At 75.1% G+C, this 16,541-nt stretch carries 15 protein-coding genes and 1 pseudogene; 4 read left to right on the plus strand and 12 right to left on the minus strand.

Annotation, left to right across the window (positions count from 1 at the left end):
* Positions 1-104 precede the first annotated feature (104 nt).
* Positions 105-1,097 (minus strand): NAD(P)H-dependent flavin oxidoreductase, encoded by a 993-nt coding sequence (locus ACVUH9_RS15065; RefSeq protein ID WP_475758298.1) that lies wholly within the window; start codon positions 1,095-1,097, stop codon positions 105-107.
* Positions 1,098-1,218: 121 nt separating this feature from the next.
* Between ACVUH9_RS15065 and ACVUH9_RS15070 the strand changes: the two genes are divergently transcribed.
* Complete coding sequence (locus tag ACVUH9_RS15070; RefSeq protein ID WP_475758300.1) at positions 1,219-2,805, plus strand: S1 family serine peptidase; 1,587 nt, start codon at positions 1,219-1,221, stop codon at positions 2,803-2,805.
* A gap of 68 nt (positions 2,806-2,873) precedes the next feature.
* Here ACVUH9_RS15070 and cobI read toward each other — a convergent pair whose 3' ends face one another.
* The 3 genes from cobI to ACVUH9_RS15085 form a co-directional block, all read right to left on the minus strand.
* Positions 2,874-3,629, minus strand: coding sequence for a precorrin-2 C(20)-methyltransferase (gene cobI, locus ACVUH9_RS15075; protein ID WP_475758302.1), 756 nt, complete (start codon positions 3,627-3,629; stop codon positions 2,874-2,876).
* A gap of 101 nt (positions 3,630-3,730) precedes the next feature.
* Positions 3,731-4,318: an LOG family protein gene (locus ACVUH9_RS15080; RefSeq protein WP_475758304.1), complete on the minus strand. Its 588-nt coding sequence runs from the start codon at positions 4,316-4,318 to the stop codon at positions 3,731-3,733.
* A gap of 65 nt (positions 4,319-4,383) precedes the next feature.
* Positions 4,384-4,770 carry a MarR family winged helix-turn-helix transcriptional regulator gene (locus tag ACVUH9_RS15085; RefSeq protein WP_475758306.1) on the minus strand — a complete coding sequence of 129 codons (387 nt, stop codon included), beginning with the start codon at positions 4,768-4,770 and terminating at the stop codon, positions 4,384-4,386.
* An 89-nt stretch (positions 4,771-4,859) separates the two neighbouring features.
* Here ACVUH9_RS15085 and ACVUH9_RS15090 point away from each other — a divergent pair, with 89 nt between their 5' ends.
* The gene (locus ACVUH9_RS15090) at positions 4,860-6,392 is read left to right on the plus strand and encodes an MFS transporter (protein WP_475758308.1); all 1,533 of its coding nucleotides are present in this window, start codon (positions 4,860-4,862) and stop codon (positions 6,390-6,392) included.
* Positions 6,393-6,492: 100 nt separating this feature from the next.
* On the opposite strand, the gene ACVUH9_RS15095 is transcribed toward ACVUH9_RS15090, so the two are convergent.
* Positions 6,493-7,857 carry an MFS transporter gene (locus tag ACVUH9_RS15095; RefSeq protein ID WP_475758310.1) on the minus strand — a complete coding sequence of 455 codons (1,365 nt, stop codon included), beginning with the start codon at positions 7,855-7,857 and terminating at the stop codon, positions 6,493-6,495.
* An 18-nt stretch (positions 7,858-7,875) separates the two neighbouring features.
* Here ACVUH9_RS15095 and ACVUH9_RS15100 point away from each other — a divergent pair, with 18 nt between their 5' ends.
* Complete coding sequence (locus ACVUH9_RS15100) at positions 7,876-8,550, plus strand: GntR family transcriptional regulator (protein ID WP_475758312.1); 675 nt, start codon at positions 7,876-7,878, stop codon at positions 8,548-8,550.
* 82 nt (positions 8,551-8,632) lie between these two features.
* On the opposite strand, the gene ACVUH9_RS15105 is transcribed toward ACVUH9_RS15100, so the two are convergent.
* Both ACVUH9_RS15105 and ACVUH9_RS15110 read right to left on the minus strand, forming a co-directional pair.
* Positions 8,633-9,460 carry a shikimate 5-dehydrogenase gene (locus ACVUH9_RS15105; protein ID WP_475758314.1) on the minus strand — a complete coding sequence of 276 codons (828 nt, stop codon included), beginning with the start codon at positions 9,458-9,460 and terminating at the stop codon, positions 8,633-8,635.
* A gap of 42 nt (positions 9,461-9,502) precedes the next feature.
* Positions 9,503-11,098, minus strand: coding sequence for a cobyrinate a,c-diamide synthase (locus ACVUH9_RS15110; RefSeq protein ID WP_475758316.1), 1,596 nt, complete (start codon positions 11,096-11,098; stop codon positions 9,503-9,505).
* 411 nt (positions 11,099-11,509) lie between these two features.
* Here ACVUH9_RS15110 and ACVUH9_RS15115 point away from each other — a divergent pair, with 411 nt between their 5' ends.
* Entirely contained in the window at positions 11,510-11,989 is a 480-nt protein-coding gene (locus ACVUH9_RS15115; protein ID WP_475758318.1) for an N-acetyltransferase family protein, read from the plus strand.
* A gap of 17 nt (positions 11,990-12,006) precedes the next feature.
* Here ACVUH9_RS15115 and ACVUH9_RS15120 read toward each other — a convergent pair whose 3' ends face one another.
* From ACVUH9_RS15120 to cobA, 5 genes and pseudogenes are all read right to left on the minus strand, one after another.
* The gene (locus tag ACVUH9_RS15120; protein ID WP_475758320.1) at positions 12,007-12,606 is read right to left on the minus strand and encodes a DsbA family protein; all 600 of its coding nucleotides are present in this window, start codon (positions 12,604-12,606) and stop codon (positions 12,007-12,009) included.
* A 240-nt stretch (positions 12,607-12,846) separates the two neighbouring features.
* Positions 12,847-13,881, minus strand: coding sequence for an alkaline phosphatase family protein (locus tag ACVUH9_RS15125; protein ID WP_475758322.1), 1,035 nt, complete (start codon positions 13,879-13,881; stop codon positions 12,847-12,849).
* Positions 13,878-14,459: pseudogene (gene cobO, locus ACVUH9_RS15130) on the minus strand (cob(I)yrinic acid a,c-diamide adenosyltransferase); the annotation flags it as partial. The gene ACVUH9_RS15125 and the pseudogene cobO, both read right to left, overlap by 4 nt.
* A gap of 170 nt (positions 14,460-14,629) precedes the next feature.
* Positions 14,630-15,520, minus strand: coding sequence for an energy-coupling factor ABC transporter permease (locus ACVUH9_RS15135; RefSeq protein WP_475758324.1), 891 nt, complete (start codon positions 15,518-15,520; stop codon positions 14,630-14,632).
* Positions 15,507-16,322: a uroporphyrinogen-III C-methyltransferase gene (cobA, locus tag ACVUH9_RS15140; RefSeq protein WP_475758326.1), complete on the minus strand. Its 816-nt coding sequence runs from the start codon at positions 16,320-16,322 to the stop codon at positions 15,507-15,509. The genes ACVUH9_RS15135 and cobA overlap by 14 nt, the downstream gene beginning before the upstream one ends.
* Between the last annotated feature and the right edge of the window lie 219 nt (positions 16,323-16,541).

Below are 16,541 nucleotides of genomic sequence, written 5' to 3' on the forward strand. Positions count from 1 at the left end.
GGGCCGGACTCGGGGCAATCGCGGACGGCCGTGGTCCGGCCCCGCGGCGCCGCGCTCCGGTCGGGGAGCGCGGACGGCCGCGGCCGCGGCGGGGCCGGCCGCGGTCAGGCCGGCGCGCCCGCGGTGAGCAGCCCGGCCAAGCGGCCGCGGATCAGCTCGTCGGCCTCGGCGACCATCCGGTGGACCAGCTCCTCGACGGTCGGGACGTCGCGGATCAGGCCCTGGACGAGGCCGACCGACCAGACCCCGCGCTCGGGGTCGCCCTGCTCGTAGACCTCGCGCCCACGGGCCCCGGCGACCAGCGCCTGGACGTCGGGGAACTGGCCGCCGGCGTTCAGGATCTCGACGACCTCGCGCGAGACGGCGTTGCTGGCCACGCGGGCGGTGTTGCGCAGCGGGCGGAACATCAGCTCGGTGTCGAGCTCGCTGTTGGCGACGATCTGGTCCTTGACGTTCTGGTGGATCGGCGACTCGACGGTGCAGAGGAACCGCGAGCCCATGTTGACCGCGTCGGCCCCCAGGGCGAGGGCGGCCACGAGACCGCGGGCGTCGCCGATCCCGCCGGAGGCGATCATCGGGATCGTCAGCTTGTCGGCGGCGGCGGGCAGCAGCACGAGGTTGGGGACGTCGTCCTCGCCGGGATGCCCGGCGCACTCGAAGCCGTCGACGGAGACCGCGTCGACGCCGAGCGCCTCGGCCTTCAGGGCGTGACGGACGGAGGTCGCCTTGTGGATCACCTTGATCCCGTGGGGCTGGAAGTCGGCCAGGTGCTCCTTGGGGTTGGAGCCGGCGGTCTCGACGATCTTGACGCCCGACTCGATGATCGCCTGGCGGTACTCGGCGTACGGGGGCGGGGTGATCGCGGGCAGGATCGTGAGGTTGACCGCGAACGGCTTGTCGGTCAGCTCGCGGGTGCGGGCGATCTCCTTGGACAGGTCCTCCGGCGTCGGCTGGGTCAGCGCCGTCAGGCAGCCGAGCGCGCCGGCGTTGGCGACCGCGGCGACCAGCTCCGCGCGGCCGACCCACTGCATGCCGCCCTGCACGATCGGGTGCTCGATCCCGAACGTCTCGGTGAACCTCGTCTTCAGTACGCCCATGCTTCCCTCTCGTGGTGACTGGCTAGTCAGCCAGTATGCGGCATCGTGCGCTGGAGGCGTTGGGCGCTGGCCCTCGGGGGTGATGGCGAGCGGACGCCGGGCAAGCGGTAGGGTCGCGAGCGTGCTTCGCGTGCTCCCCCACTCGCTCTCCCGGCACTCGCTCCCGCTGGCGCTGCTGACGGCACTCGCGGTCTCGGCCGCGCCTGCCGCGGCCGGTGCGGCGGTGCCCTCCGGCGGACCCGGCGTCGTCTTCCGCGCGGCCCCGGCGAAGCCCGACCGGCAGGCGAAGCCGCGGATCGTCGGCGGCCAGGAGGTCCAGATCGCGACCGTCCCGTGGCAGGTGTACCTGCAGATCGACCCCGACAACAACCCCGGCAACGGCTACTTCGAGTGCGGGGGCTCGATCATCGACGCGACCCGGATCGTGACGGCCGCGCACTGCACCTTCGACAGCCGCACCAACAGCCCGTTCGCGGCGAGCGCGTTCACCGTCGCCGCCGGCCGCTCGAACTCGCGCGGGAACCCGGAGGCGGGGGACACGCCGCAGGTCCGGCAGGTCAGCCAGATCCGCCGTCACCCGTACTACGTCTCGCCCGCGGGCGGGGTCGGCTCGCTGACCCAGTTCGCCGACGACGCGGCGGTCCTGACCCTCAGCGCGCCGCTGGCCTTCAACGGCAACGTCCAGCCGATCGCCCTGCCGGCCGCGGGCACCGGCCCGCTCGAGGGCACCGGGATCGCGGTCAGCGGCTTCGGGCTCCAGGCCGACGGTGCCTCGTCGTCCAACAGCAACCTCTACCGCGTCGACCAGACGCTGCTGGACACGTCGGATCCGAACGCGGCCGGGCCGGTCAACGCGCTCTGGCTGGTCGCCAACGGCGCCGGGTCCTCCTGCCAGGGCGACAGCGGCGGGCCGGTCGTGAGCGGCGCTCCGGCGGCGCTGGTCGGGATCGTCTCCAACGGTGCCCGCTGCGGTGCGGGGCAGCTCGACAACTTCACCAACGTCTCCGCGCCGGAGATCCTCGACTTCATCCACGGCAACGATGCGCCCCCGCGGGCGCCGCGCGGGGGCCAGGACGTGCTGCTGTCGGCGCCGCGCACGCCGATCCAGACGGGGGACACCCTGACCTGCAAGGCGGGCACCTGGACCAACGGCCCGAGCTTGGGCTACACCTTCGCCGACACGCGGGCCGGCACCGGGCTCCAGAGCGGTTCGTCGGCGACCTACCGGCTGACCGCCGCCGACGTCGGGCGCACGGTCAGCTGCCGTGGGGTGGCGGCGAACGCGGGCGGGATCGGCCGGACCGCCTGGACGATCGCGACCCCGGCGGTGGTCGCGGCCCCGAAGGTGCGAGTGGCGGCCAAGAAGGGGCTCTCGGCCAAGCTCCGGACGAGCCCGAGCCGGGCTCGCGTCGGGGGCAGCGTCGGCTTCCGGCTGAGCGTCCGCAACACCAACGTCGCGCGGGCGACCAAGCTGCGGGCCTGCGTGCGGATCCCGGCCGGCTTCAAGGTCACCAAGCGTGGCCGTGGGTCGCTGGCCAAGGGCCGGCTCTGCTGGTCGGTCTCGAGCCTCAAGAACACGGTGGCGAAGCGGTTCACGGTGCGGATCGGCCGCACCGGCAAGCGCGGCAAGGTCAAGGCGACGGCGAGCGTGACCGCGAGCGGCTTCAAGTCGGTCTCGGCCCACCGGACGCTGAACGTCGGGCGCTAGGCGATCGCGCGGTCGGGGCGCCACCCGGGCCGCTCGGCACGGCCCGGGTGGCGCGCCCGGTCCCGGGGTCAGATCGCGCGGCCGGTCTCGTCCCGCAGGCGGTCGCCGCGGGTCGCGGTCCGGCGCGGCGGGACGATCACCGTCGAGAGGTAGGGCCCCTGGCGCTCGGCATCGGTGCCCGCCGCGGCGACGGTCTCCCCGTCGACCCCGAGGTGCTCGCCGTAGATCGCCTCGTCGATCCGGCCTTCCTCGGCCAGGATCTCGCGGACCCGCGGCATCCTCCGGCCGCCCTTGTACGCGACGACCGTGTCGGCGCCCCGGAGCGCCGCCCGCAGGGCGTCCTCGCCGGCGGTCAGCGGCATCAGGGTCAGGGTCTCGTTGCCCTCGGTCAGGACGACGCCCGAGCGTGCGGCCAGGTCCTGCATCGCGGTGATCCCGGCGACGGTCTCGATCGTCACCTCCGGGTGCAGGGCGCGAACGGTGTGGGCCATGTACGTGAACGTCGAGTAGACGTTCGGGTCGCCGAGGGTGCAGAAGGCGGCGGTCCCGCCGTCGGCGACGATCGTGGCGATCGCGGCCCCGGCGCGGTCCCAGTTCTCCTGGCGGAGCGAGGCGTCGCGCATCGAGAAGCCGAGCCGCTCGATCTTCGCCGGATCGACGTGGGGGGCGACGACGTGCTCGGCCCGCCCGACCTCGCCCGCCGCCTCGGTGACGGGCACGAAGACCCGGTCCGCCCGCTCCAGCGCCTTCAGCGCCTTGAGGGTCAGGTGGTCCGGATCGCCGGGGCCGACGCCGATGCCGATCAGGGTGCCGGGAGCGCTCATGCCGTCGAACTCTGACGGGCCGGGGCGGACGGCGGCGCGTGGGTGCGGGCCCGGCCGCCGTCCTCGACGGTCAGGGGCGACGCCGGGGCGGGCGCCGGGCCTCAGCGCTCGTCCAGCTCCATCCACTTCTGGACCTCGACCGGCTGCCACGCCTGGAGCCGGGCGACCAGCGACTCCGGGTCCTCGACGCGGATCATCGCCTCGCGGTGCTCCGCGCGCAGGAAGCCCTGGTCGACGGCGTGGTCGAGCAGGACCTCGAGCGGCCGCCAGAAGCTCCCGCTGTCGAGCAGGCCGACGGGCTTGCGGTGGATCCCGAGCTGGGTCCAGGTGGCGGCCTCGACCAGCTCCTCGATCGTGCCGAGCCCGCCGGGCAGGGCGATGAAGGCGTCGGCGCGATCGGCCATCAGCGCCTTGCGCTCGTGCATCGACGCGACGACGTGCAGCTCGGTCAGGCCGGTGTGGGTGATCTCGCGTTCGTGGAGGCTCTCGGGGATCACGCCGACGACCGTGCCACCGGCCTCGAGCACGCTGTCGGCGATCACGCCCATCAGGCCGACCCGGCCGCCGCCGTAGACGATGCCGATCCCCTGGGCGGCCAGCAGCCGCCCGAGGCGCTCGGCCGCGACCGCGTGGGCGGGGTCGCTGCCGCGGTTCGATCCGGCGTAGATGCAGACGGTGCGGAGGGCCATGCCGCCATCGTGGCAGAGCGTCGCCGGAGCGCGGCCGGACCCGGCGATCGGGGCCTGCCGGTCGGTCAGGCGGGAGCGGCCGCGGGGGCGGCGAGCAGCTCGTCGAGCACCCGCCGCTGGGTCGGGCAGGCCTCGGCGTGGCGGGTCCGGCCGGCGTCGGTGATCACCGCGTAGACCCCGCGGCGGTCGTTCGTGCACATCGTGCGGGTGACGAGGCCGTCGGCTTCGAGTCGCCCGACGACCCGGGTCGTCGCGCTCTGGCTGAGGTGGACCGCGTCGGCGAGGTCCTGGATCCGCTGCTTCTCGCTCGCCTCGGCCAGTCGCTCGAGGACCTCGTACTCGCTGACGGAGAGGCCGTGGCCCTGTTGCAGCTCGCGCTCCAGGGCACAGGTGACCGACGCGTGCTGCGCCAGGAGGACACGCCAGGCCTGGACCGTCGGATCGCTTGTCATCGCGACCGCGATTCTACCAGGAGCGGCGCGGTCAATGCGTTCACATTATATTCGCGCCAAGCTAATGCGTCTGCATATACTTCCATCGCATGGCTTCGCTTCCCGACTCCGCTCCACCGGGCGCCGCCGTCGCTGACGGTGGCGCCCGCAACTCCTCTCCCTCCGACGAAGGCATCCACTGGGATGCCCGCACCTGGGGCGCCCTGATCGTCCTCTGCGGCGCGCTCTTCCTCGACGGACTCGACGTCTCGATGGTCGGCGTCGCGCTGCCGTCGATCGGCGCCGACCTCGGCCTCACGGCCGGCACCCTCCAGTGGGTCGTCAGCGGCTACGTGCTCGGCTACGGCGGCCTGCTGCTGCTCGGCGGCCGCGCCGCCGACCTGCTCGGGCGCCGCCGGGTCTTCCTGATCGCGCTCGCGGTCTTCGCCGTCGCCTCGGTGCTCGGCGCGATCGTCGAGGACGGCACGCTGCTGATCGTCACCCGCTTCATCAAGGGCGTCAGCGCCGCGTTCACCGCCCCGGCCGGGCTCTCGATCATCACCACCAGCTTCAAGGAGGGATCCGAGCGCAACAAGGCGCTCTCGATCTACGCCGCCTGCGGCGCCAGCGGCTTCTCGCTCGGCCTCGTCTTCGGCGGGCTCCTGACCGAGATCGGCTGGCGCTTCACCTTCCTGCTGCCGGCCCCGATCGCGATCGTGCTCGTGATCCTCGCCGCGCGCTTCATCGCCCGCGACGTGCCCGATCCCGACGGCCACCGCCACTACGACCTCGCCGGCGCGGCGACGGTGACCGGCTCGATGCTGCTGCTGGTCTACGCGGTCGTCGAGGCGCCGATGCGCGGCTGGACCGACCCGCTCACGCTCGCGACGTTCGCCGTCAGCGCGGCGCTGATGTGGGCGTTCATCACGATCGAGCGCCGGACGAAGCACCCGCTGGTCCGGCTCGGGATCCTTCGCTCCCGTCACATCGCGCACGCCAACCTCGGCGCGATGGCCGTCTTCGGCAGCTACGTCGGCTTCCAGTTCATCGGCACCCTCTACCTGCAGGACGCGCTCGGCTGGTCCCCGCTCCAGACCGCCCTGGCCTTCCTGCCGGCCGGGCTGCTGGTCGCCTTCGGCGCGCCCCGGACCGGCGCGCTGGTCGATCGCTTCGGGTCGCCGCGGGTGATCCTGGTCGGCTTCCTCGGCTTCGCCGGCGCCTACGCGCTCTTCCTGCGGGCCGGCGAGGACCCGAGCTACGTCTCGATCCTGCTGCCGACGATGCTGCTGCTCGGCGTCGGGTTCGCGCTCTGCTTCCCGTCGCTCAACATCCAGGCCACGGCCGGGATCGACGACGACGAGCAGGGCCTGGCCTCGGGGCTGGTCAACACCAGCTTCCAGATCGGCGGGGCGATCGTGCTCGCGCTGGTGACCGCGGTGGTCAGCGCCAAGGGCGCCGAGGGGGCGACCGACCCTGCCGCCGGCGTGATCGCGGCCCTGCACCCCGCGACCCTGCTGGTGATGGGCGTGGCGCTCGCCGGCCTGCTGCTGACCGCCGCGGTGCTGGTGCCGCGCCGTCGGCCGGCCGAGGCCCCGGCCGCCGTCGGCGTCGGCGCGCTCGCCGTCGGCGACCGGGTCGACTGACCGGTACTCGCCGCTCCGGACCCGCCGTTCCTGCCCGCGGCGGACCCCGGAGTCGGCTCCGGACGTCCCGTGTGCTCGCCGCTCGTGCCCGCGGCGGGCGTCAGGCGTGGCGGTCGGCCAACGGCCGGCGGTTGAGCCAGGCGCTGCCGACCAGCCCGATCACGGCGAACGCCAGCACCGGCAGCATCGCGTGCTGGGTGTGGGTCGGGCTGCCGCCGCCGGGGCCGATCAGGGCGCCGACCGCCAGTGAGCCGAGGACCGCGGCCGAGAACCCGCCGCAGTTGACCAGCGCTCCGGCGCTGCCCGTCGCCACCGGCGGGGCCTCGCGGCGGGCGATCTCGAAGGCGAGCATCGACCCGCCGGCGGCGATCCCGGTCGCGACCAGGCCGAGCAGCAGCAGCAGCCGCGGGACCGTCCCGCCCGGCCACAGCAGCAGCACCGCCCAGGCGGTCGTCGAGAGCCCGGGCAGCAGCACCGAGGCGCGGGCCTGCCGGCGGACGTCGCTGCCGACCACGAGCCCGATCGTCGGGCCGGCGACGGCGAAGGCCACGACGGCGGCCAGCAGGTAGCTGGCGGCGGTGCCGCGGCTGAGCGCCTGGGCGTCGACCATGTACGGCACGCCCCAGACCGCGGCGACGATCGTGAACGGCGCGAGCGCGCCCATGTGGAGGAAGAACCCGTGGCGGGTCCCGGGCCGGCGCCAGGCCAGGGCGAGCGTGCGCGCGATCGGCTCGTGGCTGTGACGGGCGGGTGCCGGCACGTGCGGCGGGCGGTCGCGGACGAGCGCCAGCGGCACCAGCACGAGGGCGGCGGTGACGACGCTCGCGAGCAGGAAGGTCGGCGTCCAGCCGAGCTGGGTTAGGCCGGCCTCGAGCGGGACGGTCGAGACCAGCTGGCCGAGCGCGCCGGCGAATCCGGTCAGGGCCGCGAGCAGCGTCTGCATCCGCCCCGGGAACCAGGCGTGCGCGAGCCGCAGCACGTTCAGGAAGGTCAGCGCGTCGCCGATCCCGACCAGGGCGCGACCGGCGAGTCCGGCCGGCATGCTGGTGGCGAAGGCGAAGATCAACTCGCCGGCCGCCATCAGGCCGAGGCCGATCGCGAGCGTGCGCCGCGGGCCGAGGCGGTCGGCGGCGAGCCCCGCGGGGACCTGCATCAGCAGGTAGAGCACGAGCTGGACCGAGGTGAAGATCGCCAGCGAGCCCTGCGGGACCGAGAACCGCTCGGCGGCGTCGAGGCCGGCGACCCCGAGCGCCATCCGGTGGAAGAAGGCGACCAGGTAGGCGGAGGCGGCGACCGCCCAGATCCACCAGGCGCGGCCGAGCTGCTGCCGGAGCCGGACGTCGGCGGCCGACTCCGGGACGGGTGGGCTGGCGGCACCGCCGGCGGACGCGTCCTCCGGGCCGTCCGCGTGGGGGTCGGCGGTGGCCGTGGGGCGGCCATCGCCGATCTGAGGTACAGCTTGCATCTATGTTGGATCTATAGCATGCGGAGCGTGTCGACCCCGCCTGTCCCCGCCTCCCGGAAGGTCTACGAGCACGTCAAGCAGCGGCTGCTCGACGGGACCCTGCGCGACGGCGAGCTGCTCAGCGAGGGGGCCGTCGCCGACGCCGTCGGGGTCAGCCGGACCCCCGTCCGCGAGGCGTTCCTCCAGCTCGAGTCCGAGGGGTTGCTGGCGCTCTATCCGAAGCGCGGGGCGCTGGTCGTGCCCGTCTCCCCGCGTGAGGTCCGTGACATCTACGAGGCCCGGATGCTGGTCGAGGGCCACGGCTTGCGGCGGGCCCTCGAGGGCCCGGTCGAGCGGCTGCTGGGCGAGCTCGACGCGACCCTCGACGAGCAGCGGCGGCTGCTGGAGCGCGACGACCTGGTCGCGTTCACCGCCGCCGATCGGCGCCTGCACCGGGCCTGGGTCGCCGCCGCCGGCAACGACGTCCTGCTGCAGTTCTTCGACCAGCTCCGCGACCGCCAGCAGCGGATCGCCGTGACGATGCTGCTGCACCACGGCTCGCGGGCCCAGCAGCTGCTCGAGGAGCACGAGCGGTTGGTGGCCGCCGTCCGCGAGCGGGACCTCGACGGCTTCCTGGTCCTGCTCGACCGCCACTTCGACGCGGCCCGGGCGGCGCTCGACCGGCCGGCGGTGCTGCTGCCCGAGGTGCGCTAGCCGGGACGATTCCCGCCGGTTGCCCGGTTGCCCGGTTGCCCGGTTGCCGGTCGCCCGTCGGGGGTCGCCGGTCGGCGTCCGGCTAGGTCGCTTCGCGGGCGACGGCCGCAGCCCGCGCGACCTGCTCGTCGCTGGGCCGGATCCCGGTGTAGAGCACGAACTGCTCGACGGCCTGGAGCGCGATCACCTCGGCCCCGGTGATGACCGCCCGGCCGGTCTTGCGGGCGTGGTGGATCAGCGGCGTCTCGGGCGGCTGCGCGACCACGTCGAAGACGGTCTCGGCGGCCTCGATCGCCGCGGCGGGGAAGGCCAGCTCGTCGGCCTCGGGAGCGCCCGCCATCCCGATCGGGGTGACGTTGACCAGCAGCTGCGGGCGGAGGTCGTCGAGGTTCCGGCGCCAGGGGTAGCCGCACGCGGCGGCCAGGGCCGGACCGGCCTGCGGGTTGCGGGCGACGATCGTCCCGTCCGCGAAGCCGGCGTCGCGGAGGGCGGCGGCGACCGCCTTGGCCATCCCGCCGCTGCCCCGGACGACGACCGACGACCCGGGGTCGACGGCGTGCGCCTCCAACAGCCGGGCGATCGCCACGTAGTCGGTGTTGTAGGCGGTCAGGTGGCCGTCGTCGTTGACGATCGTGTTGACCGAGTCGATCGCCGCCGCCGACGGGGCCAGCTCGTCGACGAAGGCGATGCAGGCCTCCTTGAACGGCATCGAGACCGCGCTGCCGCGGATCCCGAGCGCACGGATCCCGCCGATCGCCGCCTCGAGGTCGCGGGTCGTGAAGGCCTTGTAGACGTAGTCCAGCTCGAGCGCCTCGTAGAGCGCGTTGTGGAAGCGGGTCCCGAAGTTCCCCGGTCGCCCCGAGAGCGACATGCAGAGCTGCGTGTCCTTGCTGAGCGGCGGACGGGGCATGCCGACACCGTTGCAGACGGCCGGGAGGCTGTCGACGGCGGATCAGCCCGGGTCGACCGCCGCCCGCACCAGCCGCGACGCCGCCTGCGGGAACGCCGCCCAGTGGGTATGGAGGTAGCTGGCGTGGACCGTCGCGGTCGCGATCCCCTCGGCCCGTTCGCGTCCGCGGGAGCGCAGGGTCCAGGCCGCCGGGTCGGAGGCCTCGGGAGTTGCCGTCGAGTAGTGGAACTCGTGGCCGCGGACCTCCTCGCCGGCCCGCCAGAGCGGCGAGTCGGCCCCGGCGGTCGCCTCGCGGTAGCCGAGCGTCAGCCGCGTGCCGAGCTGGCCGACGCCGTCGAGCACCCCGCACATCGGGCGGCCGTCGAGCTCGCGCCCGAGGTACAGCAGCCCGCCGCACTCGGCGACGACTGCGCGCCCGGCTGCGGCGTGGGCGGCGACCGCGGCTCGCATCGGTTGGTTGGCGGCCAGCGCCTCGCCGTGCTCCTCCGGGAAGCCGCCGCCGAGGTAGAGCGCGTCGGTGCCCGCGGGCAGGGCGGCGTCGTGGAGCGGGTCGACCGGGATGAGGTCGGCGCCGGCGGCCCGCAGCAGCTCGAGGTTCTCGCTGTAGCGGAAGCTGAAGGCCGCCCCGGCGGCGTAGGCGATCAGCGGCCGACGACCGTCGGCGTGCAGCGGCGGGTCGGGGACGGCGGCGAGCCGACGGGTGGCGGCGGGCTCGCGGGGCAGGGCTCCGTCGGCGGGGCGGGCTCCGGTCGGCGGGGGGCCGGCGTGGGCGGCGGTCGGCGGAGCGGTGGTGCCCGCGAAGGCCGCGCCGCCGGGGAGGACAGCGGCGCCCGCGATCGCGGCGACCGGATCCCAGGCGGTCGCGCCGAGCGGCGGCGCGCTGCGGGCCAGCGCGTGCAGGGCCTCGAGGTCGCACTGCTCGGCGACCCGCTCGGCGAGCACGGCCAGCGCCTCGCGGGCTCGGGCGTCGCGCTCGTCGACGGGGACCAGCCCGAGGTGGCGGGAGGGGGTCTCGATCCGGGCGTCGCGGACGAGCGCGCCGAGCACGGGCACGCCGATCGGCTCCAGCGCCTCGCGCAGCAGGTCGGCGTGGAACGGCGAGCCGACCCGGTTGAGGATCACCCCGGCGACGTTCACGGCGAGGTCGAAGTTGCGGAAGCCGAGCACCAGCGCGGCGACCGAGCGGGCCATCGCGGCGGCGTCGACGACGAGGACGACGGGGCTGCGGGTGAGCTTGGCGACGTGGGCGGTCGAGGCCAGCTCGCCGCGGCCGGAGGCGCCGTCGAAGAGCCCCATCACGCCCTCGACGATCGCCAGGTCGGCCGGGCGCCCGCCCGGGCTGGGGCCGGAGAACGGGCCGTTCGGGGCGAGGCCGGCAAGGCCGGTGGACGCCCCCACGTCGGCGATCGCGTGGCCGAGCAGCGGCGCGACCAGCTCCGGGCCGGAGAGGAACGCGTCGAGATTGCGGGCCGGGCGGCCGGTCGCCAGCGCGTGGTAGCTGGGGTCGATGAAGTCGGGGCCGACCTTGGCTCCCTGGACGGTCAGCCCGGTCGCGGCGAATGCGGCCATCAGCCCGCTGGCGACGGTCGTCTTGCCCGCACCCGAGCTGGTTCCGGCGATCACGAGGCGGGCGGTCACCGCGCGGACGCTACTAGGCGGGTGCGTGGGCGAGCGGGCGGCGGCGGTAGAGGGGGGCCGACCCGACGGGGGACGGGACGTGGCGGTGGGGAGGTGGCGCCGGCGGCGACGGGGTGCGCGGGCTTGGTGTCGGGTCCTGGGGTCACTGCGCGGTGGGCCCCTGGTCCTGGAGTCATCTTGCGTCACTGGGCGACGCAAGATGACCCCAGGCCGGCAGCCCGACGCAGAATGACTCCAGGTGCTCCCGGTCCCCCGTGTCGCCCGCGTCCTCCCCGTGTCCCCCGCGTCCTCCCCGTGTCCCGGGGTCCCCCGTGGCCCCCGTGGCCCCCGTGCCCCCGTGTCCCGCCGGGCACCGCAGGGACTCCCCGGCGGAAGCGGGCCGGCCGCCGCGCTGTGGCAGGATCGCCGGCCATGGCCGAACAGACCTCGTCGCCCTCCGCGAGCCGCTGGACGGTGCGCCCGCTGCGCGCCGACGACCACGACGCCTGGCTGCCGCTCCGCGAGGGCTACGCCACGTTCTACGGCCGCAGTCACACGCCCGAGCAGATCGAGCGGCTGTGGGGCTGGCTGCTCGACCCGGCGCACGAGAGCGAGGGGCTGGTCGCCGTCGGCGAGGACGACCGGCCGGTCGGGCTCGCCCACGTGCGGCTGTTCGCGCGGCCGCTGGCGGTCGAGACCGGGCTCTTCCTCGATGACCTCTTCGTCGACCCCGCCCAGCGCGGGCAGGGGATCGCCCGCGTGCTGCTCGACCACCTCCGCGAGCTCGCCGCCGAGCGCGGCTGCGACGTCGTCCGCTGGCTGACCGCCGAGGACAACGCCACCGCCCGCGGGCTCTACGACCAGGTCGCGACGGCGGGGCACTTCGTCACCTACGACATGGCGGCGCGCTGACCGCGGGGACCAGGCGGCTACCCGGCCTGGGCGGCGAGGATCGTCGCGGCGTCGTCCAGGCGGTCGTCGCCCCACAGCCGGAAGGCGCCGATCGCGACCGTGGGCACGCCGAAGACCCCGTCGGCCGCCGCGGCGTCGGTGGTCGCCCGCAGCTGCTGCTTGGTCTCGTCGCTCGTGGCCCCGGCGAGGCCGAGGTCGGGATCGAAGCCGGCGGCGGTCAGCGCGCGGCCGACGTTCCCGGGCTCCCCGAGCGAGCGGCCCTCGGCGAACTGGGCCCGCATTGCGGCGAGCGCGTAGCGGCGGGCACCGTCCTCGTCCTGAGCCGCGGCCCAGGTCGCGGCGCGCATCGCCAGCAGCCCGTCGTTCGGCCATGGCTCGGGCCAGCGGACGGGCGGCAGGCCACCGGCGACGGCGCGGCGCTCGACCTCGGCGATCCCGGCGCTCCGGTCGCCGACCTGCGACCACGACGCCCGCCCGGTCGCCCGGAAGATCCCGCCGAGCAGCGTCGGCACCCAGACCACCGGCCCGAGCGCACGCTCGATCCGCTCGGCCGTCAGGTAGGCGTACGGCGAGCCGACGTCGAAGAAGAAGCGGGGCCGGGGCGCAGGGCTGGACACGTCGACGATCCTATATCCGTGCCGCCGCCGCTCGGGGCAGTTCGGGGCGCTGGGCCGGCCGCTTGGGCCGGTCGGGCCTGCTGATGCGGGGCCGGTGGGGCCGGTCGAGGTAGGGCCGGGGTGGGGGCTCGGCGAGGGCGGGCTCGGGCGGGGGGCTCGGGCGGGGGCTCGGGCGTTCTCTTTGAGGTTGACCACCGTAGAGGTGGCAAAGCTCAGTGAGAACGCGTGGCCCCGTCTCGCCTAGGCCGTCCCGAGCAGCCAGGGGCTGGCGACGGCCGGCTCGCCCGCGACCGCGGTCTCGGTCAGCTGCTCCGGGCCGCTCCGCGGGACGCCCGGGCCCCACAGCACGGCGGGCACGGGATCGGCCGTGTGGCGGCCGGTCCGGGGGTCGGTGCCGTGGTCGGGACAGACGGCGATCGTGGCCCCGAGATCGAGGACCAGCGCGGCCAGCGGGGCGACCAGGTCACGGTCGATCCGCTGGACCTCCAGCCGCTTGGCCTGGGGATCGTGGTCGTGGCCGGCCTCGTCGGGGCTGCCGAGGTGGACGACGACGGTCGCCGTGCCGTCGCGCAGGAGCGCGGTCGCGGCGCGCGCCTTGGCCGCGACGTCGGTCCCGGGCCGGCCGGTCGCACCGGTCGGGTGGACGGTCTGGGCCCCCATCAGACGGGCGACGCCGGCCATCGTCGAGCGGGGCGCGCAGACCACGACGGTCTCCTCGTTGAGGATCGGCGGCGGCGTCCCGCCGTCGGGCCAGAGCTTGAAGTAGGGCCGGTCCGCGGGATCGTCGGCGCCGAGCACGCCGCGCGCCGCCCCGGCCGCGGCCAGCTCGTCGTCGGCGGGCAGCTGCGGCTCGCCGCTGCCGACGGTCAGCAGCCGGTGCCCCGCGAGCGCGTGGACCATCGTGTCGTCGCCGACCCGGCGGGAGGCCGCGACCAGCAGCGTGTGCGCGGCCTCGGCCAGCTCCGGCCAGGGGCGGCCGTCGGCGTGGCGGAGGTCGACACGGTGGACGATCGCCTCGTCCGGCGCCGGCACCCCGTAGGCGGCGGCGTCGACCCGCCCGCGGGAGACGGGGCCGGTGGGCGTCCAGCCGAGCAACAGCGGCAGCCCGGTCTCGCTGCCGGCGTGGAGTCCCTCCGGGGTGACGGCGACGCGGCCGACGGCACCGCGGCGGGCGAGCGCGTCCAGCCCGAGCGGGCGCACCGACTCGAGCGTGGTTGGGATGTTGCCCGGCGCCTCGGCGGCGCCGTCGGGGATCACCAGGATCCGTTGGCTCACCACTCGATCCCCTGCTGCGCCCGGATGCCCTGCTTGATCGGGTGCTTGACGTTCTCGACCTCGCTGACCAGGTCGGCCAGCTCGATCAGCTTCGGGTCGGCGTTGCGGCCGGTGATGATCACGTGCTGGAAGCCGGGCCGGTCACGGATCGTCGCGACGACCTCGTCGACGTCGATCCAGCCCCAGTTGATCGGGTAGGTGATCTCCTCGAGCAACAGGAACTCGTAGCGCGCGTCGGCGATCCGGCGCTGGACCTCGGCCCAGCCCTCCTTGGCGATCTCCTCCGACTCGGTCATGTCGCGCTGGATCCAGGTCCAGCCCTTGCCCATCGTCTCCCAGTCGATCGAGCCGCCCTCGTCGGAGGCGTCGAGGACCTCGGCCGCCTTGCGCTCGCCGACCTTCCACTTGCCGCCCTTGACGAACTGGAAGACGCCGCAGCGGTAGCCGCGGGCCCACGAGCGCTGGAGCATCCCGAAGCTGGCCGTCGACTTGCCCTTGCCGGGTCCGGTGATCACCGCGACGAGCGGGACGTCGCGCTTCTTGCGCCGGACCGGCTCCTCGCTGCCCTGGTCCTCGGGACGGTGGGGGAGGTCGGCGGTCGCGTGGCGCTCGGCGGCCTCGAGGCCGGGGGCGGTCGTCGGGTCGGCGGCGGTCGCGCCCGCGTCGGGGACGACGTTGCCGGGCTGGGCAGCGCCCGCGGACCCGTCGGTGCCGGGGGCCTGCGGGTCGGGAGCCTGCTGGTCGTCGGTCATGCGGATCCTTCGGGGCTGGGGTGGGGCACGTCGGTGGGGCCCAGGCGACCGTGGTCGGCGGGCGTCCGCTTCGGCTCGCAGCCGGGCGGGGGAGGAACGGGGGTCTGCTTCGGTTCGCAGCCCGGCGGGGGCGGAACGGGCGTCCGCTTCGGCTCGCTTCCGGCCGGCGGCGGGACGCTGGCGACGGGCGCCCGTGGCGTGGCCCGCCGTCGTCGGACGGGCCGCAGCTCGGGCGGGGCGATCCGGACCAGGTCCGGCCGGCGCGCCAGCAGCGCGCGCACGATCACGGCGGTCGCGACGGCCTCGATGATCCCGACCAGGGCGTAGACCCCGATCGTCGATCCGGCGACCGTCTTGCTGTCGATCCCGGCCTTGGCCCCGATCTGGAACTCGGCGACGAACAGGACCGCCGCCAGCAGCACGTTGAGGTAGGCCGCGACCGCGCAGGCGAAGGCCAGCCCGCCGGCGGTCGGACTCCCGCGCAGGCGGGTGACGATCCGCTGGACGGCCCGCAGGACCGGCCAGCCGATGAAGGCCGGGACCAGCGCCGCGTTGACGATGTTGAGTCCGAGCGTGGTGATCCCGCCGTCGCCCTGGACCAACGCCTGCAGGATCGTGACGACGCTGATCGTGAGCGCGCCGAGCCACGGCCCGAGCAGCGCGACGGCGAGCGTCCCGCCCAGCAGGTGGCCCTGGGTGCCGACGCCGATCGGGATGAAGGGCGAGTCGCCGACGAGGAAGAAGGCACCGGCGAGCCCGGCCAGCGGCAGCCGTCCGTCGTCGCCGCTGATGTCGGCGCGGCTGACGCAGTAGGCGAGCCCGGCGACGGCGATCAGGCTGCCGGCGCCGGTCACCTGGCCGGAGAGGAAGCCCTCAGGGATGTGCACGGAGGCTCCCCTGGGTCTCGTCGACGACGGCGATCGGGGCGACCGAGCCGGTCTCGGCGACCGTCTCGACGGTGCCGTCGGCGAACCAGCCGAGGTCGATCGCGGCGACGTCGCCGATCACGAACGTGACCGGCGGGTCGAGCCGTGGCGGCAGCGCGGCGAGGGTCCCGCGGACGGTCCGCTGGCGTCCGGCCCGCCCGGCGGCGCTGATCGCGGCGACGGGGGTCTCGGGGGCCAGTCCGCCGGCGATCAGCCAGCCGGCGATCCGGCGGATCCGCGAGCGGCCGGTGAGGACGACGATCGTCCCCCCGAGGCGGGCCAGGGCGGCCCAGTCGACCTCGCCGGGGTACTCGGGGTCGCTGTTGCCGGCGAGCACGGTGACCGTTCGCGACTGCTGGCGGACGTGGACGGGGATCCCGGCGAAGGCCGGCGCGGCGAGCCCGGCGCTGATCCCGGGGACGACCGTGAACGGGACCCCGGCCGCGGCCAGCGCCAGCGCCTCCTCGCCCCCGCGGGCGGCGACGAACGGGTCGCCGCTCTTGAGGCGCACGACCTCGCGTCCGCTCCGGCCGAGGCGGACGAGCAGGGCGCAGACCTCGTCCTGGGGGAGCGCCGGCTGCCCGTCGGGACCGGGCACCTTGCCGACGACGATCCGTTCGGCACCGGGCGGGGCGAGCGCGACGACCGGGTCGGCCGAGGGCCGGTCGCTGACGACGACCTCGGCCCGCTCCAGCAGGGCGGCCGCGCGGACGGTCAGCAGGTCGGGATCGCCGGGCCCCGCACCGATCAGGTGCACGGTCATCGCGGCGGTCCCGGGGCGGGGGCGGGGCGCCGGCGGGCGCGGAAGAAGATGTGGTCGTGCTCCATGGGATGAACGTCCCGTGCGGCTCCGTGGCGGCGCCGTTCCCGACTTCCGGTCGTTTGGTCGACTGGCTGTCGGAGCTCCTGCACCTGTGCGACCGGGCGCAGCGGCACGGTCGCTCCGGGCGTCGACCGGGTGCCCGCGCACCGTCACCGGCAT

The organism is Patulibacter ginsengiterrae (assembly GCF_056269115.1).